The following is a 21,448-nucleotide window of genomic DNA, read 5'->3' as shown; positions in this document are numbered from 1 at the left end:
TTCTGAATCTATAACGCCTTTCTATCCATTCAATAAAAAGAATTGATTACCTTGCTTAATTCTTTATGAAGGGTCAAAGATTAAGTTGCCAATCCTAGTTTTTCTTCATCACCGATCGCATGCATGATTGCTGCTATTGTGGCTTCTCCGCACCAAGGATCGATTTTACTACCGAAAGCTTCTGAACCATAATGTGCGAGGATTGATGAAGCTGTCTGAATAGTTGCTTCGTCATCTATTAATTGCAATGCTTCTATACACGACCGACTAGATAAGGCGATATTAATCGCTGATTTTCCGATCAATATCCATTCTTCTTTTAACTGGACTCCATATGTTCGGTTTGCCCACTCAATTCCTTTCTTAATCGCCAAGGCAGAGATTCCAACAGCAGCACCAGCTGATAATGCAGTTGCTACTTTTCCTGAAATTCCAACTTTTGCAAGAAGCCCTAGTAGAGGCTTTGCAATTAATATTTCTAAACCACCTAAAAATGCCATCGGATCTTCCCTCTCTGTTAAACATTAAGTAAAAGCGGTATACAAGAATGATGAACACGCAAGACCGGGTGATCAAGGGTGTATGCATGGAATTGTGTGACATTTTACAATTTAACTTTCAGCATATTTTCATCTGATCAACTTTGTTTGGGTAGCTCTACACCAAACAATAAAACGACGATTACCGTCCGATAGTGAACCAGAACGGTTTGGCTCGTTCACGGTAAATTTCAGTATATGATGATCGAGCCCATCAATGATAAAGACTCAGGTGTCAGTCTGACCTCTGTGTAATTACAAAACCACCCCTCTTTGAGACTTAGCATAGTCGTTTTATCATCTCTTTCCTGAGCGTGTTCTGATTCCCCAGTCTCATTGAATTTTGAGACTCCCCTACAACAGCCATCCAGCAAATCGCAATAAACACCTAATAATATAGGCTTTTGTGCTGCGAATACTTTGAGCTGAATCAGTCTCATAAACCCCATATAAGCCCTCATCTCAATTATCACTGAGAAGCCCTTAAACGCCACTCAATTCTGGCTGACACCCACAAAGCATGCCGTCAAATCAACCTCATAAGGAGACGGCAAGTGTCAAACAACAATCAACAAATCCGCACGGAAATCACTAATCAAATCATTACGGCTTTGGAGAGTGGATCACTCCCGCCGTGGCGAAAACCTTGGAACTCAGATCTCAACAGTGGGATGGGAAAAAATATAGTCTCCGGTGAGTTATACACAGGAGTAAATCCACTACTGTTGGGGCTCGCCAGCGAGAGACATGGCTTCCAGTCGAGGCACTGGGGGACATATAACCAATGGACTGAGCTCGGTGGTAAAATCATGCGTCGTCCATCGCATGTGCCTCAAGGAAAATGGGGCACAAAAATAGTGTTCTGCAAAGCGGTCGTCAAACATAAAGATGATAATGATGAACCGGAGGAGACATACTTTCTCCTCAGAACATATACAGTGTTTTGCATCGATCAAGTTGAGGGAGATCATCTGGATTATCTTCGTGTCGGCTACAGCACTGACACCCACAATTCAGAGAGCGTTGCTTATGAAGAAGCAGACGCCCTGATCGCAGCTACCGAGGCTGACATTCGTCATGGAGGTAATCAAGCTTATTACGACCTCGCAAAGGACTACATCCAAGTCCCGAATCGACATCAGTTTTCAGGATCTGGCTACTATGACACGGTGCTACATGAACTTGTGCACTGGGCAGAACATACCAACCGTCTCAATTGGGATCGAGAGAGTGGTGGATATGCACTGGGCGAATTAATCGCGGAGATCGGAAGTTGCTACCTATGCTCCGAACTTAACATCCCAATGGATGCCCAAAACCACCATGCTTATCTTGATGGCTGGCTCACGAAAATGAAGCAGGACTCGTCTTTCATTTTCAAGGCTTCATCACAAGCCTCTAGGGCTGCTGACTACCTCATGTCTTTCAGTCGAGAGCCAATGGAAGTTGCTGGCTGACACCCACAAGTGGAGTGATCGCCGTCACTGATCAAAACAGATCTCAGCGGTCTTTCGATTAAATTGAGGACCACTGACAGTGCTGGATCAGGGCGGCGATCAATTGAAATTGACACCCGCAAATACTTCGAAAGGAATAGAAAATGGATACACCGACTACAATGACATCCCTTGAGAAAAAACAGGAACTACTGGCTCATCACGTTCGTTTACTGGCAAAGAAAATGAGCCATGCGTTGTTCGTATTTGGTAGCCAAGGTGGACTCGGCAAGAGCCGAACGATTCTGCAAGTGCTAGATGAACATGGCGTTGACCCAATCATCATTAACTCTCATATCACACCGCTCGCTCTATACGGGACTCTTTTTCAACATCGTGAAGATGCTGTGCTATTTTTCGACGATGTGGACAGCATGTATTCCTCGATGCCGCATTTGGGCTTATTACGGTCCGCTCTGTGGGGAAATCCTCGGATTGTGACATATGGGAGCTCACAGCTCAGCGATCTTCCATCCAGTTTTGAGTTTACGTCTCGTTGCATTTTTGCGGCCAATGTCATTCCCAAAAATGATGCTTTTAAGGCAGTCTTGTCTCGGTGTGATCAGTTCGAATTAAGTTGCACAAATCAAGAAGTCTTAGAGATGATGAGAAGCCTTTCTGCTCAGGGTTATCATGGTGTGACACCGGAAGAATGTGAGTCGGTAATCGACTACATCGACGCAAATGCAGAAGACCGTCAGTTATCGCTGAGACTCTTAGGTCCAAGTCTGCGAAAACTGAAATATGCACGAGAGGAGGGCATAGACTGGCGTCCTCTGATTAAATCTCAGCTCATGTCACTTGGTCGAAAACAGGTTGCCACAAAAAGGCTCGATAATAAAACTGTCGACGCAAAAGTCATGAAGCAGGCGATGGAAAAGCATCCTGAATCCCCGGCTGATCAGCAGACTTTCTGGTGCGATAAGACCGGCAAGAGCAGGGCAAGTTTTTTCCGGGCTCGTCAACGATTCCAGAAAATGCTGGAAGATTCTGAGTGACACCTGCCATCAATCCATTACCACAGACCTCCAGCAAGGAGCAACAATGATACAACAGATCGCCTCATCAGACGGCAATAATGAGAGTCTCCGAAAAGCAGCCAGCGATGCTATCGCAGTACAAGATGCCGTCAATCTAATAGCTGTTGCTGGATCATTTCATCGGCATCTCACAGCAATGAGAGAAACAGGCATGTCTGGTGACGAACTCAATAATCATCCAGTCACGATTTGCTTTGCCAGCAAGATCTCCAGTTTGTGCAGGATGACAGTAGACAGGGAAGCCAATGCGATTGAAGCCATTGAAAAACTGGCTGTCGGGGAAGTAGTCCAATATGAAGTGATTCCCATCTGACACCCATCGATTGATCATTTGCAACAGTTACTTCTTCCCCTTGGTTTTTTCATCATCTCTGAATGTGGACAAAACATATCTCCGATTCAGCGGTTGCGGAAAACGTGCCTCTGATTCGAACAATTTACGGATTTTTTCCAGCTTGGTTTTGTTTATTTCATATGGATTCTTGATGACTACCCAACTGACATTTTCGCTATAGGGCGGTGTGGTCAATGATCCTTCATACCTGTAATGCTTCTCCCAGTCACTGGGTAAGAAGTCTTGGGGATTAAATGACACATGATACTCAGGCCCGTTGCTTGATCCGGCGGATGAGAAAGAAACGATATCATCGAACAGTGAATGCATCCGATCTTTGGTTTTGCCGGGATCGATGAAAATCCCAATCACTGCCAATGATCCATCATGAGAGTTTTGGTGGACCACATGTAACTCCATCGTATGCTGGCATCCATCTTCCCAATGCTCGCTGGGGTGATGAAAATGAAATTGTCTCAGGTGAAACTGTTTCCCGGACAGCTCAATGTATTGGCGGCAGTCTGATGCGAAAACGACTTGCAGTCCATGATTACCTTGATGAATGTGCCCATGCACATCTCCGTTCCACGCAATCTTTAATCTGCCATCTCCAAAGTCTGCATAAATCGGATTTCTAATGTCGATAGGGGACTGCTGACTCATGGTGTGCTCTTTCTGTTCTCTAATGATGAATTAACTGTTGTTCAGATTCTCCCAAATCAGATTAAGTAAGACAAGAAAATTCTTTCCCGAGGAGATTCCGACACCCATCAGGTGATTGTTAATCCAATCACGATCATTTGATGAAGGGAAATTATGATTCAAAAAAGCAAACCACTGTTTCCTTTGGGCAAAACTGTCGCCACGCATGGAGCTCTTGATGCTCTCCAGTCAAACAATCAGTCTCCGCTTGAATTTTTCGAGCAACATTCTTTTGGAGTCTGGTGTGAACTGTCCCCAGAAGACAGAGAAGCCAATGAGCTGGCTCTAAAAAATGGCGACCGGATTTTCAGTGTGTACCATCTCAATGACAAAACAAAGATTTGGATAATCACAGAGGCTGACCGATCAGCCACAACCATTCTCCTGCCAGAAGAGTATTGATCGACACCCTCAATCGAATCGTACTCAACATCAAAATTCTTTTGGGAGAAACACACGATGGATGGCAACTTGGATCAGTTTATGGAAGATCATTTGAACGGCGGTTATGGCGACATTCTCGACGAACAGGCAGCGGATGAATATGCAAAAGAGTATGACGAAGTATATCCATTCGACGAACCGTGGGATGATATTCTCCAGCAACAAGAGCTGGAAGATTTCGAACAGTGCGACGAATACTTCGGTTACTTTGGTGACGACGAGTTCTAATCTCTAAGTTCCAGTAATCAGACACCCACAAAACTGATGTGAGAATCATAGTGATTCTTGCATCAGTTTTTTTCTTTTAAGGGAGGTCATAAATGGGCTGGACTTATCCAACTGGAGTATCGCGAAAAGAACTCATTCAGCAACGGACTAAATCATGGGAACGTGAAAGTAATGGTGTTCTTGTTCACTCAACTTGTCTCACTCATTGCTTCCGGGGCGGCAGGTTTAGTGGCGTGCTATGGGCGGTATGGGAACGGACGTTTGAAAAAGGTGGCGAGCAGGTTGAAAGGACACAACGCTGGATCACGTGCGACTTGATTCGCTGTCATGGAGGTGAGTGGAGTTACAAGGACATGCAGGAGTCAGAACATCCTTACTACTATTCCTGCCCGATGAAGTATCTCGATCTCGTGCCTCTTGAACAGTTCGGAGGTCATCCAGATTGGCGAGAGGAAGTGAGATTTCGACATCAAGAAAGACTGGAAAAAAGGCGTCAGAAGAAGTCTCTAGGTCTCACTCAATGACACCCGCATGAACTGTGTCACAAACACTTTTCACTTTTTCAGGAGTTTTCACATGACTGATCAGACAGAATCCATTCGCCGCCAGATGATTCAAAACATCAATGCTGTTGAGGGAAGTCGGGATTATCTCGAAGCCAAACATGGGCAGGTCTGGGATACCAGTGAACTGCAGCAGGAATATTCAGTTGAAGGCTTCTTGGCCCCCTTGGTTTTGGCGACAAGAAAATCAGACGGGATTCGTGGGACGTTGAAGTTTCAACACAGTCCGCGTTTCTATTTCGGTTTCGAACCAGAGTAAATCCTTATTGTGTCCGGGAGTCAAGGAGGACTCCCGACACCTTCACAATATATATAGGAGACTTAGATGCGATGAAAAAGATACGAAGACCCAAAGTCCGGACAATAATCAAAGCCAAGTCCCCGCGTTTACTCCAAAGGACCTATTACGGTAAAGGGGTCTGCCGTCAGATGCGATGCTGATGGTAAGACACCCAGAGGGAACTTGTCAAAGTGACAAGTTGATTCTTTGAGAGGCAATATTATGCGTTTATCACTGCTTTTCGTTTTAGTCTCTTTTTGGAGAAATAGAAAAGCCCGCCATAAACCAAAAAGTTGGAAAGACCACCAAGGGCCATAAAGATGGGAACAGCCCAGAGATTCCTAAAATTGTCCTCTTCTGAAATTTCTGGATTACTGGGATCATACAATATTTTTATTACGTCACCTTCTTTTCCGATGGGGGTGTTGTATCCATGCGAAGATGTGATTTCATATTCTTTTCCTTTTGAATCTTCAAAAGTATAGATCGGTGTGTATAAGCCATCCGAAGCCGTGAAATGCCTAACGATTTTTGCTTGTGATCTGATAGCATCCCGCAAAAACAGATATCGGCTTATGGAAAGAACTATACCTGCTAGAAATAAAAGTATTGAGCACACCATCAAGAATTTTAACATCCAAAAATAGAAGTAATGAAATGTTTTATTCATCAAACTAACCTGTTCAGAATTTGATATTCAATTTCTCATAATACTGAGAACATGCAGGTAAAGCGGATCTACTCCTTTACATAATGTCCGGTCCTATGGACCGAGCGAAATATGTAAAGTGCCAGTATTGTAAAAATCCGGGGAGACGAAACTCTACGATTCTAGGGCGGCCCTGCCTCATTCCCTGTAACGTGCCTTTTGAAATCTACAGTTTACATTTTCTGACACCCGCAAGCCATCTGTCCGAAACAGAAATACATTTTGCGGAGAAATTCAGATGGCGAAATCAACCGCGATCTACATGCGGGTATCAACGAAAGACCAGAAGCACGCCAGTCAGTTACCTGACCTCGAACGATGGTGCGAAGCCAATGGCGGCAAAGTCGTCTGGTTCAAAGACACATTCTCTGGCCGCACTATGAGCCGTCCGGGAATGGATCAGCTCCTAGAATCTTTACGCATGGGAAAGCTGGAAAGAATTGTAGTCTGGCGACTCGACCGACTGGGACGAACCACCAAAGGGCTCTGCCAACTCTTTGACGAACTCCGGGAACGCAGTGTTGATCTCGTCAGTCTTAAAGATGGCTTCTCACTAGAGTCTCCAGCAGGTCGTTTACATGCACGCATCCTTGCCTCGGTTGCAGAGTATGAAACGGAGATTAGAGCTGAGCGTGTAGCAGCGGGACAGGCCGTTGCCAGAAAGAAGGGGAAACGTTGGGGCGGGAGTGAGAAAGGGTGGCGTTGGAAAGTTACTGATGATCAAGTCAATGCCATCCATGAAATGAAAGCTCAAGGTAAGGCGATCACAAAGATCGCTCGCGTGACAGGCCTATCAAGACCAACGATCTACCGCGTGCTGCGTGAAGTGCAGCCACTGTAAAAGAGTGGCTGCACACATCAGATTGAGCTCGCACGAGGCGGTAGTGTTACAAAAATTGTTTTACAGAATTGTGGGGTAGTTTATGCGAAAAAGTAACCCCCGGTGGGGGCTTATATTGGACCAAGCCCCCTGTGTTCTTTATATGATCTTCATGTGACGAAGAATCGTCTATGGAAAGTTGGTTACAAAAATTGGAATTTCCATCAGGTTGATGCTGGAGAAATTATCCTGAAAAGTTTTTGAGATCGGCAGGGCTGTAAATATCGGCGAATGGGATTTGAAACTGGTTAGATAGGTGATTTTCGCTGTTGTTTACTTATCCGATCATAAAGAACAGCATATCAAATCAGAACTTCATACAATCATAAAAGCCAAAGAGTTCTAGTAGTGATTTCACAAATGAATTAAACTCTTGAACCAAGTAATTCTTAGTATCATATAGCCTGTCAGGATGATTGAGTTATCTATGAAAGACAACCATATTAACTCCTTAAAACCTTTTGTTATCTGTCTCGTTATTTTCTTTTCTGGTGTCCCTTATTGTAGAGCCCAAAATGGTAGAGCAGTTCCACAAAATACAGACCCGGAATTACAAGAGATCATATCAGTATGGTGTAAGAAAAAGGATTTACAGAAAGCCATCCGTGGATCTTTCACTCGATCTATTTATGACAGAGTGTTGCTTACTGAGAAACGTTCTGAGGGTAAGTTTTACTATGAAAAAATGAATGTGGGACGGGTTGACACATATGGGCCAGCATTCATCCAGAGTGACGTAAGCTATCCTCCGTTCCATAATAAAAGAAAGCAATATGAAGTTCTTTCCACGAATCCTAAAAAATGGGTAAATGACGGAAAGAAGATTGTTAAAGTTGATGAATTGAAACTGACCTATGAAACTATTCCTGTTGAGTCAATTCAAATGCTATCAGCGAGCAATATTGTTGAGGTTATGGAAAGCTCCCACCCCCTGTTTTGGAGATTAACGAAAGAGAGCATCAAGGAAAAGTTCATAATAAAGCTCGATGAAAATACTAAAGATCGAATAGTTCTCTTCCTCGTGCCTCTTTATCTGAATGCTACCGACACCAATATTTACAGAGCAAAAGTTGTTCTGAACCCTAAGACATTCTTACCAGAAGAAATTCAAATCGTCTATCCTTTGAGGGGCCAAGTTGTTGATTTGACTTTTTCAGAAATTGAAATACTAAAAACCAATAAAGATCGAAACTCTTGGCTTAAAGGGTTCTTCGATGAAATATCATCCTTTCAACCTGACCTCTCTCAGTTTAAGCAGAATGAAGTAGTTCCTCAGCCTGTTGGTACGCGTTCAGTTCCATCGGTAATTGGTTTAACTGCTAGGAATGCAGAGTTGGTTCTAAAGCGATCAGGTTTTAAAACACGATTTGTAGCAGGCCCCTATGCCGTAGTTGATGAGGACATATTTAAAGTATGTGGACAAGACCCAGCTGCAAAAACATTTGCAAATGATGGGACCACAATAAAGGTCTCTGTATTTAGCCGACGAAAATCAACTTCTAAATAATATCGATCTTATCGCTGCTTGAACTGCCCCGGCCCCGCTTAACCGAATCCAGAACTTGATCTGATAATCAGTTTCTGGACCTATTGAGGATGGCGAACATGCCCTCCAAGCGTCATTCGTCCGTAAAGATTATTTCGAAGCTCTGGGAAGCCGAATTCCATCTCGCTCAAGAGATGACAATATCCCGATGTGCAAAAAACTGGGAATCCATCAGAAGACGCACTGCATGTAGCATCGGGAATATGATGGTTTACCGATGGACCATGCGAAATGCCCCAAAGATTTGGAAAAAGAAAAATGCCCGACTCAAGAAGCTGTTTACAGGGGGACAGAACAGCCAAGAAACAACAAAACACAAAATAATAGTGTGACTGGTGTCATTCGTGGAGGCAGGTCAGCACGTCATGAGAATAACTGGAAACCTAATAGAGCTCACACACTATTCGAAAACCGTAGCTGCTGGCACCCATTTCAGGATTGAATGAGCGACGGGATGCAGAACGACTCTCCTCAGCACCACGGTACCACGACCCGCCACGCAGAACGCGAGAAAATCCGTATGAAGGGCCTCCCGGATCAGCAGTGGGAGATTTTCCGTAGTAATCCTCACTATACCAGTCACTGCACCACTCCCATACATTGCCGTGCATGTCATACAAGCCAAACGCGTTTGCCTTTTTCAAACCTACACGGTGCACGTATCTTTTGTCGATGTTGAATGCATTCTTATTATACCAAGCATAATCTCCGAGATGGTTGGCATCCTCTCCAAAACTAAACATGGTTGTTGATCCAGCACGGCATGCGTATTCCCATTCTGCTTCAGTCGGTAACCGATACTTTTTGCCTTCCTTTTGACTCAGCTTGCGGCAAAATTTCATAGCGTCTTCCCAGCTAACGTACGTCGCAGAGTGATTATCACCATCCTTAACTAATCGTTTTCCTTTCCAAGGCTCAGTTCCCATCACAGTTCTCCATTGTCCCTGTGTGACCTCCGTTGTGGTCATATAAAATGGCTTACTGATTCTTACTCGATGCTTTGGGTGTTCGTCTTCAAAGTATTCTGCATTGCTGTCGAAAAGCCGAGCAATCTCAGCCGTTGATTTACTGCTTCCCATCAGAAAATCACCCGCTGGAATCTTTACCAACTTCATTCCAATGCTGTTAGTGATCAGTTTTTTTTCGCTGGAAGGTTGAGGAGAAGAAGGATTGGGCTCAGGAGACGGTTCTTCGGCCAGACAAACGGTTGGTGAGAAGATCATCAATAACCCTAATACTTGAATGACCTGTTGAAACTGACGATAAAACGAAGCTTTTTCTTGTGATGTTTTGTGTTCCACCTTAGTGCTTCCTCATCATAAAAGCTCAGATTGAACTTGTCAGTATCACGCTGAGCCGCTCTTCTTTTTCCAGCCAGTTGATGATGTCCGCTTCCGCACCAATCATGTCCTGAAATGTACTCTCAGTGACGGGTGATTCGCCCCTATCATTCCAAAACTCAATACAAATCGAAGCGTCATGGACAGATGCTTCTACGGCTCCGCCAGCCTCTTGGACGAAAATAAACATCGCATCACCGCTACCACGGATTGGTCGGATGAAAAGCGAGGTTTCTGGCGATGTTCAATCTCAGGGAGCATTGAGAACCTCTAGGATCAACGGACGCCGATTAGCGACGGAATCCAGTCGCACACGAACTTTCTTTCCAATGGGAACGGTAAAATAGCCAAGAGGCCGGTGCATCCGCTTCACACTACGGCACAGAACCTCCTCGCCGTTGTCCAATCCCACGACAACGCAGCCTGCATCCACACCAACAATCGTGCCGAATACTTCCTTAGAATCACTGGCGTTCATTGAATCTAAACCTTCGGACCTGACAGTGAATTAAATATGTATTTTACCGGGAAAGGCCGTGATTTGGCTAAAGGAATTTAACTATTAGGACGTGGTTCATATTGGTTTTTCTTTCCTTCAAGCAGAAACAACAGATTGTGATCATCAATGGAAGTATATTGCATGTGAGCAATTGGAGTAATAACTTCAATTTCATGCTCTTTAAGTAGTGCCAGCACTTCTTTGCAATCTATTTGATTCAGATTTCCCGTATCATCCTTGCCATCAGCTTTCATCTTTTGTTTGAGAATGTCATGGACGCAGGTGACAAATCGTCGGCGAAGTTTTATCTCAGTCCAACCAATATATTTGGTGTTAGATCTTTTCTCTAACAGAGTTTTCCGGTGTTCCCAAGGACATCGCCACATGATGAATATCTTCTGTGAGACATTTGCCCCATCTGCTTTATTGAATTCTTCAATGTGAGTTATAAGCTCATTTGATTTATGCTGCCACTGGTGTATTAGGATCTTGTTTTTATCTTCTTTTACAAGGTTCTCATAATTTTCTTTCAGGCCGAGATAATCAAGCGATTGATAATTACCACCACCATCTGAAACGGGGCCTATCCTCTGGAATGGCTCTTCAATTTCAAATTTCGCAAAGAGGCACTCTTCTAAGTCGTAACGAGAAGCTAATTGTTCATTCGAAATTCCAATTAGCTTTGAAATGAGATGGTTCTTACCAACTCCTGATTCACCACAAATGTGAATGACCTTCATTATCTCGTCCTCTATTATTTATGGATAGATATTGTTGTGTATAATTCTTTCAGCGAATGGTCAGAATATCATCAGTCTAAACAGGTTGCAATTACCATATTTAGACTGATTAGATTGGGATGATCGTGTTACTACCAGTGCCCATACTGTTACATGAAGTATCACCAAAATCTAATATTCGGTTTAGTTGAGATTGGTCTTATGACATACAACAAATTGAAATTCTGGATTAAAACTGACCGAGAGCCTCATAGAATGACTCCCAAAGAATAATTTAGACATAGCGACACAAGAACTGTTATATTTGATCAGTACGACTGTTTGAGCATTTTTAGTACTTGAATTGGATACGATGAAATACTTAACCGTTCTTCTATTGTCTGTATTGATGTTTTCTCTTGAGTCTACGGTTCAGGCTCAGCAGTCTGCTGTGGACGAAGACAAAGCCAAAGATTCCAATCCTTGGGAAACACCTGCCGATTTCGTTCTCTATATGGCTCAGCAGTACAAGGATATTTCTGTTAGAGATATCGCTCTTGTAGATCTTTCAGAATCTCTGGCCAATGGCGGAGACATAGAACGAGCGTTTGAAGTCGCAGAGGAGATTGAAAATGCTAAGAAAAAAGATGTCGCTAAAAGCAAAATAGCCACTTCTCTGTCAATGCTGGGAAATACCAATCTATCCTTGGAAACGATACAGAGGATGGGCGACAGGAATGGCAGGACATACGTTTTGATGAAAATCGCCTCGGCTCTGTGTAAGAACGGAAGAACCGAAGATGCCTTGAAAATGATTCATGTGATAGAAACACCAGCGAGTAAAGTAGTTGCATTATGCGATCTAGCCTCATCATTGGCAAAGAGCGGTGACAAGAAACAAGCCTTGACAATTCTCAAACAGGCTAAGAATGTAGTAGATAAAATGGACAACCCAATTTCAGGTGACATGAGGACTGAAATCAAGAATCTGGAATCCATGTTGCTTGAATCTACTGATAAGAAACAAGCTAAAGAAATACTCAAAAAACTGATCGAACTCAGTGATAAAGATATCGATGTAGAACAAGCGAGGAAAAGAGCGGCTGCCCTGACCAAAATCGCCACTGCACTGGCGGTGACAGGAGAAGTCGAGCAAGCTTTGGGAATAGCAGATAATCTTGCAGAATGGCATTTAAGGGCAGCAGCCTTAAAAAGTATTGCAAAGGCTCTGGTGAGTACGGGTGAAATCAAACAGGCTCTGAGCGTCATTCAGAATAACGCCGTCATTGAAGAACTTGCAGAGAAAATCAATCTTCCCGTTTTGAATTCCATAAGATTTGAGAGGGCAACGACGCTTAAAGCCATTTCCATCGCTATGGCTGATATGGGAGATCTCAAGCAAGCCCTGAAAATTGCCAAGACGATCAATAATAAATCTTCGAAGTCACTTGCTCTCCAGAAGATTGCCTCTCATTTAGCTGAGGAAGGCGAGTTCGAACAGGCTTTTCGAGTTACTGACTTAATCACATTTGAGCAAGTCCGTTCAGAAACATTAGGTCGTATCGCATTGGCTCTGGCCAAATCGGGAGATATCAAAAGAGCCTTGGAAACTGTGGAACAAATCGAAGATGTGTCTATTGTCGACAGATCGGATGCTTTTGAACAAATTGCCTATCATTTTGCTGAAATAAATGACTCTAAACAAGCCGTCAATATGGCTTCGAAAATTGAACTTGCTAGAGACAGGGCCGAGACCCTACTCGGAATCGCCTCGATTCAGGCCAGAATGGGGAACACAAAAGCTGCATTAGCAACCATTGATATAGTCTTGATGTCGGTTCAGAAAATAAAGCTTGAAGAAAACCAGCCCGCTGTACTGTATAAGACCGTCGCATTTCTGGTTGAAGAGGGGGAGCTGACAAAAGCTTTGGAAGTAGCTGAACAGCTTAATTATGATCCCAATAAAGATGATCCTGAACGATTTTGGTTGTATGATAAATCAGACGCATTTCGGATAATTGCTACGGACCTCATTGAAAAATACAAAGTCCGAAAAGCCATGCAAGTGATTCAAAAAATAGAGAATCAGGAATCTCGAATAAACGCCCTATTCAGCATAGCTAATAAGATATCTACTGAACCAGTTTCAGATAAATCAGAGCATGATCGCCGCATGAAAAAGAAATTCACCGACAAAGAAAAGCAGCGTGCCCAACAGCTTGTGGAAGCAGTACGCAATAATTGATTCTGCATCGTCCCTGCACTAAATGCTTTTCCATTGCGAACAGGCAAGACCAAACGTCTGAAAGTGCTGACAAAAGGGATTCGGAAATCATGAGAAAGAGAATTATTTTACGGGCCATACTAATAATGGTCACAATCTCTTTCCTCTCAGTAATCATTTTCTTGGGCAACACATACTACAACGCACTAAATGGAATGAGAGAGTTTTCAGCCTTATGGAATACGACAGACTCGATCATTTATTACATAAAGAAAAACAATGAATGGCCTGATTCTTATGAATCACTTAGTGAAGCATATTCTATTCACGCTCATCCATACAAAAATGAAGATCTATTATTCTTTCAAAAAAATGTAGATATAAACTTTCAAATCGATCTTGGTGAAATACCTGATTCAGCTGATTGGTATGTTCGTCTTAAAAATGGAAGATTGCTCCAAGAAGAGAAAGACGCAAATGATCGAATACGATCTACTATAAAAGATCTGCGATTGGGTAAGAAATAACATCCGTATTGTGTGTTTTACAGATTAATACGGCGACATCTTCAAGTTGATATGATGAATTAAAGTTTATCCTGTATTCAATCAATGTGGATGGTTCGATGGCTTACAAGAAATGGCACTCAAACGGGCATACAATAGAACTAGAACATGGATGGTGGTCGGGAGCAGCAAAGGTGACCTTGATGGCGAATTAGAGTTTAAAAGACCTTCGCCGCTACTTTTTATGGACTTCGGATTTTCGCACAGGTTTGAGATTGACGAAGTTCCTTATGTGGCCTGTGTAATATGCCAAGTGTTCAAATTTCGGTATGAACTTTTTGAAAGGGAAGAAGCAAAAAGCATAGGTGATTCGATCTGGTCTCATCTTGAATTTCCGTTGGTTCAGTCGATTGTCTTTTTTATTTCAATAATACTTTTAACTGCCTGTCTTGTAGCGGGCTTCTACTTGTTCCTTTAAGGCAAACGTATCTAAAACTTTTCAGTCACTTCAAACCCGGCACTAATTTCTCAGGTTCAAAATTCTTCAAAACCATCAATTTCAACTCACCGCCACTTTCTGACTCACCAGCAAAAAACAATTCATTAGTGGCTGCACTATATCGAGGAAATATTCCCCGAACTGTAATCCCATCAACATTCAACACGCTCGCACTGTGAAACCCACCCTCAGCATCTCTGCCAGAATGTATGATGATGTTTGATCCTTGAGAAATGTCCTTGCCAGTGCAAAACAAATATTTCCCATCTCGTGAAACATAGGGATATTTCATTTTGCCGATGGGGGTTAATTGCAGAGGCTCTGGTTTACTCCAGTTCGAGTTCTTGGTCTTTCTGGTCATCACCTGAATCTGAGGGCCGACTCCTTTTCGCATGCTATCGCAATAAAGAGTGAGACCATCTGAGGAGAGACATGGGCCTGCCAGAAATCCGTTATTGATAACAGCAGAAGCGATTCTCAATGGACGCTTGAAGTTATCTTCAACAGTATCCCTCGTAGTCTGGTAGAGCCCCTTGTTCAAAAACAGAATCATCTCAAGTCCATCATCTGAGACGGTAAAGTCCATCGCCGGAATCAGACGCTTTGGATTCTCAAACAGAGACTCTGTATCTTCTCTTTTGGCAGTCCATACCCATCTAGTTTGTTGTGATGGTTCTTTCACAGTGTAGTAGATCGTCATGCCATCTGGTGAAAGCCAAGGGTTGCTTTCTTCACCATTCACATCCAATTCAGTCAATACAACCAATTCTGGCTTCTTTTGAATTGGTGACAGTACATCAATTTCGAGGACAATACCCAACGCATCGTGATATTTCAGTTTGACATCTTGTCCTGACTGCAATGAGTTTGGACTTAGGGGCATTTTCATCGCGGTGATCTTTGTGTTTTTACTGAGCTCAAGATCGAGTGATTTATCTTTGTCGATCACCGAAATAGTACGTTTTGTGGCATCAACTGATTTGATTTTGCCGTCGATGGTTTTCTCCGCAGCCTGAACTGAGGTTGCTACAGAAAACATCATCAAGAACGCAATAACTGATAAGTGAAATCGAAACATTTATGTCTCCTTTGAAAGGTGATTAAGATCTAATTACAGAATTGCACTGAGGACAAATAACACCTGTCGTTTCAAAAGCTCCAAAGCTGGGTTCTCTCACCAACAGGCCACAGTCATGACACTGTTGGGTATCATTACCGTTTCCACAGTTCCAGCAGGTGTCAATTTCATGTTCAACTCTTGCTCCGCATCTCTGACACTGAAATTGCCAATGGTCTGGCGGAATAAAGTCGGTGACCGGTTCTCTAAGCCCTCCGATACGCTGGGAACGATCATCTGTGTTGAATGGAGGTGGCAACCCGTCGAAATATGGATCGCCACCTTCTGCGATGTACTGTTGGTAGGCTGGATCATCACCTGCGAGTACCCATCCAAGAAATCGAATGATCGACCACATTGCGAAAACGAACAGACCGATGCCAATGACTGCTCCAATCCAGATTGGGCCAATAGCAACACTCACGCCTAACGCCGCGAGAATATAGAAAAAGGTCGTCCCGAGTGACGCTCCAAGAGCAAGAATTCGGGCGATGATTGTCGTCTTTGAAGTTCGTGGTTCTCCACTCATTCTAAGACCTCAGATTGAAGACTGTTTGATAGCACTCGCCAAAATCAGTTCATTTTGATGAATCTCATAACTGAGGATGATTGCGGGTGTCATTTATGACGGTAGCTCCCGTAAAGCTCTTCGACCTGTTGTTTATCAAGTGCAACATCATAGACCTTCACTTCATCAATGAGCCCTTTGAAACAGAAGCCCATCGCCCGATTGGCATAAGTCCCAAGAATCATTGGACCAGCAGTCGTATCCAGTTTTGCTTTTTTCTCACCAACATTTTCACCATCGACATAATAAACGACATTTTCTCCATCAAATGAAATGCAGTGAAAATGCCACTCTCGATCCACATGAGTGTTCGCTTCCAAAGAACGTCCCCAACCATACGTCGCCCAATTTCCATTTGCATGATATATGCCCCAGACTCGCTTTCCCTCAACATCGCTGCCACATGCGATGGCATGAGAATTCATAATCCGTGAATCCCCGGAATTCTGAATCCATGCACTCAATGTTCGGGGGGAGTTTTCAGACGACAAAGTGCACGGGATTTCGATATAGTTCCTGCCGTCAAATTCAATGGCTTCACCGATCTTTCCATCGACAAGTCTTGCACCGCTCTCTGTAATGCGGTTTGCAGGAATCACATCATCATCAAATGTCAGGGAAAAGATTGGTTGGGGAAGAATAACTTTTTGCCTGCCGTTCGATATCGCAGGAGACTTCAATTCCGGTTTCGAGTTTCCATTGGCGGTATGCTGATCATCCTTGAGGGATTCTCTACTCCCATCGGATGTCGCAAACTGCTGATCCAAAAATCGACCGCTGACGGCATATGCAAAGATTCCGGCAGCCGCCAACCAGATCGCAAAAGCAATACCCCACATTAAACCTGTTGCAGCCAACGAAGGGGCTGATTCGTCCTCTATAGCAGAAACCGTAAACTGCTCATCGAGCACAGTGACTGCTCGCTGCGAAGTCTCGTCACCTTTTCGCCACACGAGGTTATCTTCATCCACGATCCCGGCTGAGACGAATTGCGTGATTTGTTCGTTAGTGAAAGGACCGAAGCCCACACCACCCGCCGAAATATAGAAGTGTACCGGTACTTTCATTTTTGTTTCACTCGCAAAACAAGGAGGCGACCCACGTTATCCCCACCGGAAAGTGAGATCGCAAGCATCTGGTCATCAGGTGAGAATGTCATTGCTGAGAGGTATTGACGAATCCCAGAAATCGTCACTAACTTAGCCCCCGTCGCAGTGTCCCAGATCACGACATCTGAGCCATGGCTGTACGTGACTACCATATTGCCGGTCGAAGAAACAACCGCCCTATCCGCTTCTTCTCCAACTCGAATAGTTGTGAGTCGTGAATTATTGCGATAGACATTTAATTGACCACTCTTGCCTCCGAATGGGCGAGCAACAATGACTGCTCCATCCTCGGATGATGAAATCAGACAGTTAGAACCTTTGCCATGAGGATACTCGTCCCGTTTAAGCAACTCCGAGTCAGCAGGGAAAATTGCTGGTTTACCGGTATCAGCATTCCACATGTCGATGCCATATGTGGACGCTGTAATGATTTCGTTATTTCGAGTAAGTCCCGCCGAAGTCACTCTACCTTCCAGACGCAATGCATACGTTTCATTCCATCCTGCTGAATCCCATCGGACAATACTGCCATAAAGTGGGGGAGAAGAGTCGACTCCGCCTGTAGCAATGAGCCCTGTGCCATTTCCAGTCCAAAACAATCGCTCAGGTCGATCTGGGGCACGCCCAAGACCGGAAATCGGGCGAGTGAACACCATTTTGGAGACTTCGTTCGGTGGATCATGTTTCCAGATTTTCACTACGCCATCATTGCTACCACTCGCCAGCATTTGGCTATCAAGAGAAAACGCCATCGAAATAACAGGCCGATCATGTACCTTACGCATCGCTACTATCGTTCGACCAGTGGCAGCCTCGGCCAACAAAATCACACCTTCCCAATGGACAAGTCCATGACGAAGAGCACCTGCTGCTGCCAGAATTTCGCCATCTGGGGAAAACGCAACAGATTCATATTCGATTCGTTTCTCCCAAAGTCTTCCCAGCCACTCAGCAGAGATAGAATCATTGTGAACTTGAATTGTCAGGTTATCCATTCCATCCAATTGGTAAGGTTCGTTACCAGTAGCACGTGACCTTTTTTTAGCAACTTTGGGAGCGGTGTTCTGTGTATCAGAATTCTTTGTTTGATGTTTTGAGGAATCATGCTCTTGGGGATCGGAGTCCGAAGGTGGCGTGTTGACTGCATTGTTCCCAGCAATGAATTCATCATCCTTTTCTCCATCCAACACGTCATCGCCTTGCTGGATGGCTATTGCTGTTTGCGGTGAAGAGTTGTGTTCAATGACTGCAAAAACCGTGGATACCGTCAACAACCCGAGACCGATCATCGCAACCATGAACGGTGACACAGAAAATAATGGATTCCTTGGAGTGGATGGTTCGGATTGAGGCAACGGGGGCGGAGGAGGCGTTGGACGGCTGGTCTTCGTATCCGGCTGGAACAGACCATTGAGCGAATCAGCACGCAAAACATCTGCAGAATCACAAGCTCTAATAACGTCACTGGGTAAAAGACGTTTAGTTAAAGCCAATTCACGAAGCTGCCGGTTGGATAACGGGCCAACCTCAGTGCCATTTTTGATGATAAACCACATTTTACTCATGACCTTTGATTTCACCCTTCTGAAATGCCAAGAGTTGTATATCGCTTGTCGCCGACTGTTGCCATGTAAAGACGATAGCGGCCTTGGTGTCCAATGAAGAAGATCGTAACTTTGGCACTCCATGGGCCGTAAACGATAATACGAGCCGGAGTACCTTCAACGACTGTTTCCTTAGTGGAAGTAGGTTCGATTTCTAACAGATGACGGCTGTGTTCATACTTATCTGCACCAAGTTCCTTTGCCAAAGAACGCATTCGAAGCTGAAAATCTTCTGGAGAAGTTTTGCTCCATCCATCAATCCATTTCTGACGGTTTCTGGTTTCATTTGCTTCTTGCATATTGCTAACGTTCCCGGACGTAAGAATTGCAAACTCTGCTATCAACTGCACCATTTGATCCTCAGAGGGTGTCTCGTCTTTATTCTCAGGGGACGGTTCATTCTCAGCATAATCACCTCCAGAAGTTGCGTTAGATGAAATGCTTGAATTAGATGATCTCTCAGTGATAAGACCTGCAATCCCACAAAGACCACAGCAGGCGATGAAAAATGCCCCTGAGCTCCCACAGAACAACCACAGTATTTTTCTGCGAGGGCTCATCGCTGAGAGCGTCTCGAAGATTCCATGCTTTTCGTCTTGCCTTTGAGATGCACCCTGTGATTCATGATCATCAGATCTTACTTCTTGTGAATCAGGTAAAGGTGGATTAGAACGAAACAGTGATTTGATGGTTTTGGCCTTAACCCAGTTCTGCATCCCTGCTCGCCACACGAGAGTCTCTGGCTGGATTTTTCCAGTGGAAGCTAACTGCTTTAATGTTGCAGAATCGATTGGTCCTCGACGCTCACCCCCTTGGCTGTAATACCATTCACGTGCCATTGCTATCACCTTTATCATTCAAGAAGTTTTTAATCCGAAACGTGAGGTCAAACCAAGAAGTACCATCTACTCGGGTGTCGCTTTATGAAATGCGGAGAGCTCCCGGTTATGCACCGTGGGCGTGCAGCTACCATCATCAACAACTGAAAGTTGTAGAGAGATGAATGTGACTGGAGAGTCGACTGCGGATTTAAGATTGTGGAGTGGGAGCAGGAGGAGCAGAGGGGAGAAGAAGAAAGCAAGTAATATGCTTTGAGTGAGTATTATTGTCATCTGATGTACCCTTAAGAAAAATTTACTGTGCGAGAATTCTGCTCAGCATTTTCTTCTGGGTGTCAGTGGCAATAAAAAGAGGGAGTGCCAAACCGAGACCGCTCCCACAACCCCGACCAAGGGGTGCAACAGAACAGCACAAGGCCGACACTCCCCGTTCGGGGAGCGTTCGTCCAAGCACCGCTTCTGTTGCTCAAGAGCCATTTCTGACTCAGGTTGGTCGTTTTGTGGGAAGCAAATGCAGACGTTCGCACGTCGTATCAAATTGTAAAAATGTGGCCTCAAAAGGCCGTTAAAATTCTCCTAATAGCTTTTTAAGTTGGGCTTCGATCTAAAGACGAAGCACTGTACTTATATTACAGTCGAGTTAGACTACAATCCACTCAGAAGAGTTGAAATTTACTCTGCTGGTTTACGACTTTATTGAAGTAATTCTTTCATATTATTTGAGATGATATAACCACCATATCTAAGGGCAAAATCATATGCACGGTCAATCAGAGGTCCGCATATGTGGACATTGTGGCAATTCAGCACCAATGGATATCGTTGCGAGATGGAAAAAAGATTTAACAGACCATGACGAAACGAATGGACCGCTCTACCCCCAAGCAGAGCATTGGTACGAAACACTAATTTGCATGACGTGTGATAAACCAACATTTAGGTCAGTTTTCCGTCATGATGAATTAGACTCTGACAGAGGTGTTGTTGTAGTTCTTTATCCTCAAACTGAGATAATGTCATCAGGACTTCCTGAAACTATCTTTAAAGCGTATGAGGCTGCGAGAAAAGTTAAGAATATAGATGCAAACGCTTTTGCCGTTTTGATAGGGAGACTGTTAGAACTGGTTTGCGTGGATCAGAAAGCGGAAGGAAAGACTCTATTTCAGAAACTGAATGACTTGTCAGATAAAGGAATCATACCTGAAAAGTTATCCAAAGTCGCACAGGGACTCAGAGAACATCGAAACATTGGGGCTCATGCTGAATTAGGCGAGCTAACAGAAGAGGATGTCCCATTATTGGAGAAGCTCACCCATGCAATACTTGAATACGTCTATACTGCTCCTGCTTTGGCAAAACGAGCAGAAAAACAACTAGCAAAATTAAAGGTGAAATAGAATTATTGCCTGTATCTTTTTCTGCCTCTCTGAACACGACAGAAACGCCTCGAAAAGGATACGAAATGAAAACCACCTCAAAAGGATACAAAAAGAAAGCCTCACTGTCATCGCAAAACGTTTAACAGAAAGGCTTTACAAGTGCCCCCGCTAGGAATCGAACCTAGAACCTACTGATTAAGAGTCAGTTGCTCTGCCAATTGAGCTACAAGGGCGAATGAATTGTCGGCATTTTAATGAACGCTCTGGCCGTCGACAAGAGATGC

The 21,448-nt window shown here is 44.0% G+C and carries 23 protein-coding genes and 1 tRNA gene; 13 read left to right on the top strand and 11 right to left on the bottom strand.

Annotated features, from left to right (window positions below; all coding sequences use genetic code 11):
• Positions 1 to 80: 80 nt before the first annotated feature.
• Positions 81 to 500 (bottom strand): hypothetical protein, encoded by a 420-nt coding sequence (locus tag FYZ48_RS10915; RefSeq protein WP_149340246.1) that lies wholly within the window; start codon positions 498 to 500, stop codon positions 81 to 83.
• Between the two features lie 593 nt (positions 501 to 1,093).
• Between FYZ48_RS10915 and FYZ48_RS10910 the strand changes: the two genes are divergently transcribed.
• From FYZ48_RS10910 to FYZ48_RS10900, 3 genes are all read left to right on the top strand, one after another.
• Positions 1,094 to 1,996 carry an ArdC family protein gene (locus tag FYZ48_RS10910; protein WP_187781970.1) on the top strand — a complete coding sequence of 301 codons (903 nt, stop codon included), beginning with the start codon at positions 1,094 to 1,096 and terminating at the stop codon, positions 1,994 to 1,996.
• Positions 1,997 to 2,139: 143 nt separating this feature from the next.
• A complete protein-coding gene (locus tag FYZ48_RS10905; RefSeq protein WP_149340242.1) occupies positions 2,140 to 3,033 on the top strand; it encodes a hypothetical protein in 894 nt (297 codons plus the stop codon).
• A gap of 46 nt (positions 3,034 to 3,079) precedes the next feature.
• Positions 3,080 to 3,388: a hypothetical protein gene (locus FYZ48_RS10900; protein ID WP_149340240.1), complete on the top strand. Its 309-nt coding sequence runs from the start codon at positions 3,080 to 3,082 to the stop codon at positions 3,386 to 3,388.
• 27 nt (positions 3,389 to 3,415) lie between these two features.
• Here FYZ48_RS10900 and FYZ48_RS10895 read toward each other — a convergent pair whose 3' ends face one another.
• On the bottom strand, positions 3,416 to 4,072 hold the full coding sequence (locus tag FYZ48_RS10895; RefSeq protein WP_149340238.1) for a carbonic anhydrase family protein: 657 nt from the start codon (positions 4,070 to 4,072) through the stop codon (positions 3,416 to 3,418).
• 153 nt (positions 4,073 to 4,225) lie between these two features.
• On the opposite strand from FYZ48_RS10895, the gene FYZ48_RS10890 reads away from it, so the two are divergent.
• The 4 genes from FYZ48_RS10890 (at position 4,226) to FYZ48_RS10875 (ending at position 5,605) form a co-directional block, all read left to right on the top strand.
• A complete protein-coding gene (locus FYZ48_RS10890; protein ID WP_149340236.1) occupies positions 4,226 to 4,513 on the top strand; it encodes a hypothetical protein in 288 nt (95 codons plus the stop codon).
• Positions 4,514 to 4,570: 57 nt separating this feature from the next.
• Positions 4,571 to 4,783, top strand: coding sequence for a hypothetical protein (locus tag FYZ48_RS10885; RefSeq protein WP_149340234.1), 213 nt, complete (start codon positions 4,571 to 4,573; stop codon positions 4,781 to 4,783).
• Between the two features lie 92 nt (positions 4,784 to 4,875).
• Positions 4,876 to 5,307, top strand: coding sequence for a hypothetical protein (locus FYZ48_RS10880; RefSeq protein ID WP_149340232.1), 432 nt, complete (start codon positions 4,876 to 4,878; stop codon positions 5,305 to 5,307).
• 52 nt (positions 5,308 to 5,359) lie between these two features.
• Positions 5,360 to 5,605 carry a hypothetical protein gene (locus tag FYZ48_RS10875; RefSeq protein ID WP_149340229.1) on the top strand — a complete coding sequence of 82 codons (246 nt, stop codon included), beginning with the start codon at positions 5,360 to 5,362 and terminating at the stop codon, positions 5,603 to 5,605.
• Between the two features lie 241 nt (positions 5,606 to 5,846).
• On the opposite strand, the gene FYZ48_RS10870 is transcribed toward FYZ48_RS10875, so the two are convergent.
• Positions 5,847 to 6,296, bottom strand: coding sequence for a DUF3592 domain-containing protein (locus FYZ48_RS10870; protein WP_149340227.1), 450 nt, complete (start codon positions 6,294 to 6,296; stop codon positions 5,847 to 5,849).
• A 277-nt stretch (positions 6,297 to 6,573) separates the two neighbouring features.
• Between FYZ48_RS10870 and FYZ48_RS10865 the strand changes: the two genes are divergently transcribed.
• Both FYZ48_RS10865 and FYZ48_RS10860 read left to right on the top strand, forming a co-directional pair.
• Complete coding sequence (locus FYZ48_RS10865; RefSeq protein WP_149340225.1) at positions 6,574 to 7,176, top strand: recombinase family protein; 603 nt, start codon at positions 6,574 to 6,576, stop codon at positions 7,174 to 7,176.
• Positions 7,177 to 7,642: 466 nt separating this feature from the next.
• Entirely contained in the window at positions 7,643 to 8,722 is a 1,080-nt protein-coding gene (locus tag FYZ48_RS10860) for a PASTA domain-containing protein (protein ID WP_187781969.1), read from the top strand.
• Positions 8,723 to 9,144: 422 nt separating this feature from the next.
• Here FYZ48_RS10860 and FYZ48_RS10855 read toward each other — a convergent pair whose 3' ends face one another.
• From FYZ48_RS10855 to FYZ48_RS10845, 3 genes are all read right to left on the bottom strand, one after another.
• Complete coding sequence (locus FYZ48_RS10855; RefSeq protein ID WP_198422207.1) at positions 9,145 to 10,062, bottom strand: formylglycine-generating enzyme family protein; 918 nt, start codon at positions 10,060 to 10,062, stop codon at positions 9,145 to 9,147.
• Between the two features lie 25 nt (positions 10,063 to 10,087).
• Positions 10,088 to 10,291, bottom strand: coding sequence for a hypothetical protein (locus FYZ48_RS10850; RefSeq protein ID WP_149340221.1), 204 nt, complete (start codon positions 10,289 to 10,291; stop codon positions 10,088 to 10,090).
• Between the two features lie 365 nt (positions 10,292 to 10,656).
• The gene (locus FYZ48_RS10845) at positions 10,657 to 11,340 is read right to left on the bottom strand and encodes a hypothetical protein (RefSeq protein WP_149340219.1); all 684 of its coding nucleotides are present in this window, start codon (positions 11,338 to 11,340) and stop codon (positions 10,657 to 10,659) included.
• Positions 11,341 to 11,692: 352 nt separating this feature from the next.
• On the opposite strand from FYZ48_RS10845, the gene FYZ48_RS10840 reads away from it, so the two are divergent.
• Both FYZ48_RS10840 and FYZ48_RS10835 read left to right on the top strand, forming a co-directional pair.
• Positions 11,693 to 13,564 (top strand): tetratricopeptide repeat protein, encoded by a 1,872-nt coding sequence (locus FYZ48_RS10840; RefSeq protein WP_149340217.1) that lies wholly within the window; start codon positions 11,693 to 11,695, stop codon positions 13,562 to 13,564.
• A gap of 89 nt (positions 13,565 to 13,653) precedes the next feature.
• A complete protein-coding gene (locus FYZ48_RS10835) occupies positions 13,654 to 14,070 on the top strand; it encodes a hypothetical protein (RefSeq protein ID WP_149340215.1) in 417 nt (138 codons plus the stop codon).
• A gap of 482 nt (positions 14,071 to 14,552) precedes the next feature.
• Here FYZ48_RS10835 and FYZ48_RS10830 read toward each other — a convergent pair whose 3' ends face one another.
• A complete protein-coding gene (locus FYZ48_RS10830; RefSeq protein ID WP_149340213.1) occupies positions 14,553 to 15,626 on the bottom strand; it encodes a hypothetical protein in 1,074 nt (357 codons plus the stop codon).
• 169 nt (positions 15,627 to 15,795) lie between these two features.
• On the opposite strand from FYZ48_RS10830, the gene FYZ48_RS10825 reads away from it, so the two are divergent.
• A complete protein-coding gene (locus tag FYZ48_RS10825; RefSeq protein ID WP_149340211.1) occupies positions 15,796 to 16,095 on the top strand; it encodes a hypothetical protein in 300 nt (99 codons plus the stop codon).
• A 188-nt stretch (positions 16,096 to 16,283) separates the two neighbouring features.
• On the opposite strand, the gene FYZ48_RS10820 is transcribed toward FYZ48_RS10825, so the two are convergent.
• The 3 genes from FYZ48_RS10820 to FYZ48_RS10810 are packed head-to-tail and all read right to left on the bottom strand — an operon-like array spanning position 16,284 to position 19,785.
• On the bottom strand, positions 16,284 to 17,300 hold the full coding sequence (locus tag FYZ48_RS10820; protein ID WP_149340209.1) for a LamG-like jellyroll fold domain-containing protein: 1,017 nt from the start codon (positions 17,298 to 17,300) through the stop codon (positions 16,284 to 16,286).
• On the bottom strand, positions 17,297 to 18,907 hold the full coding sequence (locus FYZ48_RS10815) for a WD40 repeat domain-containing protein (protein ID WP_187781968.1): 1,611 nt from the start codon (positions 18,905 to 18,907) through the stop codon (positions 17,297 to 17,299). Before FYZ48_RS10815 ends, FYZ48_RS10820 begins: the two co-directional genes overlap by 4 nt.
• 11 nt (positions 18,908 to 18,918) lie before the next feature.
• On the bottom strand, positions 18,919 to 19,785 hold the full coding sequence (locus tag FYZ48_RS10810) for a DUF4339 domain-containing protein (protein ID WP_187781967.1): 867 nt from the start codon (positions 19,783 to 19,785) through the stop codon (positions 18,919 to 18,921).
• An 812-nt stretch (positions 19,786 to 20,597) separates the two neighbouring features.
• Here FYZ48_RS10810 and FYZ48_RS10805 point away from each other — a divergent pair.
• Positions 20,598 to 21,182, top strand: a complete 585-nt coding sequence (locus tag FYZ48_RS10805) for a DUF4145 domain-containing protein (RefSeq protein ID WP_198422206.1) — start codon at positions 20,598 to 20,600, stop codon at positions 21,180 to 21,182.
• Between the two features lie 142 nt (positions 21,183 to 21,324).
• Here FYZ48_RS10805 and FYZ48_RS10800 read toward each other — a convergent pair.
• Positions 21,325 to 21,397 (bottom strand) — tRNA-Lys (locus tag FYZ48_RS10800).
• Positions 21,398 to 21,448 lie beyond the last annotated feature (51 nt).

The organism is Gimesia chilikensis, from assembly GCF_008329715.1.
GTDB classification, from domain to species: Bacteria; Planctomycetota; Planctomycetia; order Planctomycetales; family Planctomycetaceae; genus Gimesia; species Gimesia chilikensis.
Note: the sequence above shows the minus strand (reverse complement) of the source record. Positions and strands in the feature narration are given on the sequence as shown.

Bases quoted from the DNA above. Each gene is read 5' to 3' on its own strand.
- FYZ48_RS10915 (WP_149340246.1), bottom strand. From the start codon at position 500: ATGGCATTTTTAGGTGGTTTAGAAATATTAATTGCAAAGCCTCTACTA.
- FYZ48_RS10905 (WP_149340242.1), top strand. From the start codon at position 2,140: ATGGATACACCGACTACAATGACATCCCTTGAGAAAAAACAGGAACTA.
- FYZ48_RS10900 (WP_149340240.1), top strand. From the start codon at position 3,080: ATGATACAACAGATCGCCTCATCAGACGGCAATAATGAGAGTCTCCGA.
- FYZ48_RS10895 (WP_149340238.1), bottom strand. From the start codon at position 4,072: ATGAGTCAGCAGTCCCCTATCGACATTAGAAATCCGATTTATGCAGAC.
- FYZ48_RS10890 (WP_149340236.1), top strand. From the start codon at position 4,226: ATGATTCAAAAAAGCAAACCACTGTTTCCTTTGGGCAAAACTGTCGCC.
- FYZ48_RS10885 (WP_149340234.1), top strand. From the start codon at position 4,571: ATGGATGGCAACTTGGATCAGTTTATGGAAGATCATTTGAACGGCGGT.
- FYZ48_RS10880 (WP_149340232.1), top strand. From the start codon at position 4,876: ATGGGCTGGACTTATCCAACTGGAGTATCGCGAAAAGAACTCATTCAG.
- FYZ48_RS10875 (WP_149340229.1), top strand. From the start codon at position 5,360: ATGACTGATCAGACAGAATCCATTCGCCGCCAGATGATTCAAAACATC.
- FYZ48_RS10870 (WP_149340227.1), bottom strand. From the start codon at position 6,296: ATGAATAAAACATTTCATTACTTCTATTTTTGGATGTTAAAATTCTTG.
- FYZ48_RS10865 (WP_149340225.1), top strand. From the start codon at position 6,574: ATGGCGAAATCAACCGCGATCTACATGCGGGTATCAACGAAAGACCAG.
- FYZ48_RS10860 (WP_187781969.1), top strand. From the start codon at position 7,643: ATGAAAGACAACCATATTAACTCCTTAAAACCTTTTGTTATCTGTCTC.
- FYZ48_RS10850 (WP_149340221.1), bottom strand. From the start codon at position 10,291: ATGTTTATTTTCGTCCAAGAGGCTGGCGGAGCCGTAGAAGCATCTGTC.
- FYZ48_RS10845 (WP_149340219.1), bottom strand. From the start codon at position 11,340: ATGAAGGTCATTCACATTTGTGGTGAATCAGGAGTTGGTAAGAACCAT.
- FYZ48_RS10840 (WP_149340217.1), top strand. From the start codon at position 11,693: ATGAAATACTTAACCGTTCTTCTATTGTCTGTATTGATGTTTTCTCTT.
- FYZ48_RS10835 (WP_149340215.1), top strand. From the start codon at position 13,654: ATGAGAAAGAGAATTATTTTACGGGCCATACTAATAATGGTCACAATC.
- FYZ48_RS10830 (WP_149340213.1), bottom strand. From the start codon at position 15,626: ATGTTTCGATTTCACTTATCAGTTATTGCGTTCTTGATGATGTTTTCT.
- FYZ48_RS10825 (WP_149340211.1), top strand. From the start codon at position 15,796: ATGTTCAACTCTTGCTCCGCATCTCTGACACTGAAATTGCCAATGGTC.
- FYZ48_RS10820 (WP_149340209.1), bottom strand. From the start codon at position 17,300: ATGAAAGTACCGGTACACTTCTATATTTCGGCGGGTGGTGTGGGCTTC.
- FYZ48_RS10815 (WP_187781968.1), bottom strand. From the start codon at position 18,907: ATGAGTAAAATGTGGTTTATCATCAAAAATGGCACTGAGGTTGGCCCG.
- FYZ48_RS10810 (WP_187781967.1), bottom strand. From the start codon at position 19,785: ATGGCACGTGAATGGTATTACAGCCAAGGGGGTGAGCGTCGAGGACCA.
- FYZ48_RS10805 (WP_198422206.1), top strand. From the start codon at position 20,598: ATGGATATCGTTGCGAGATGGAAAAAAGATTTAACAGACCATGACGAA.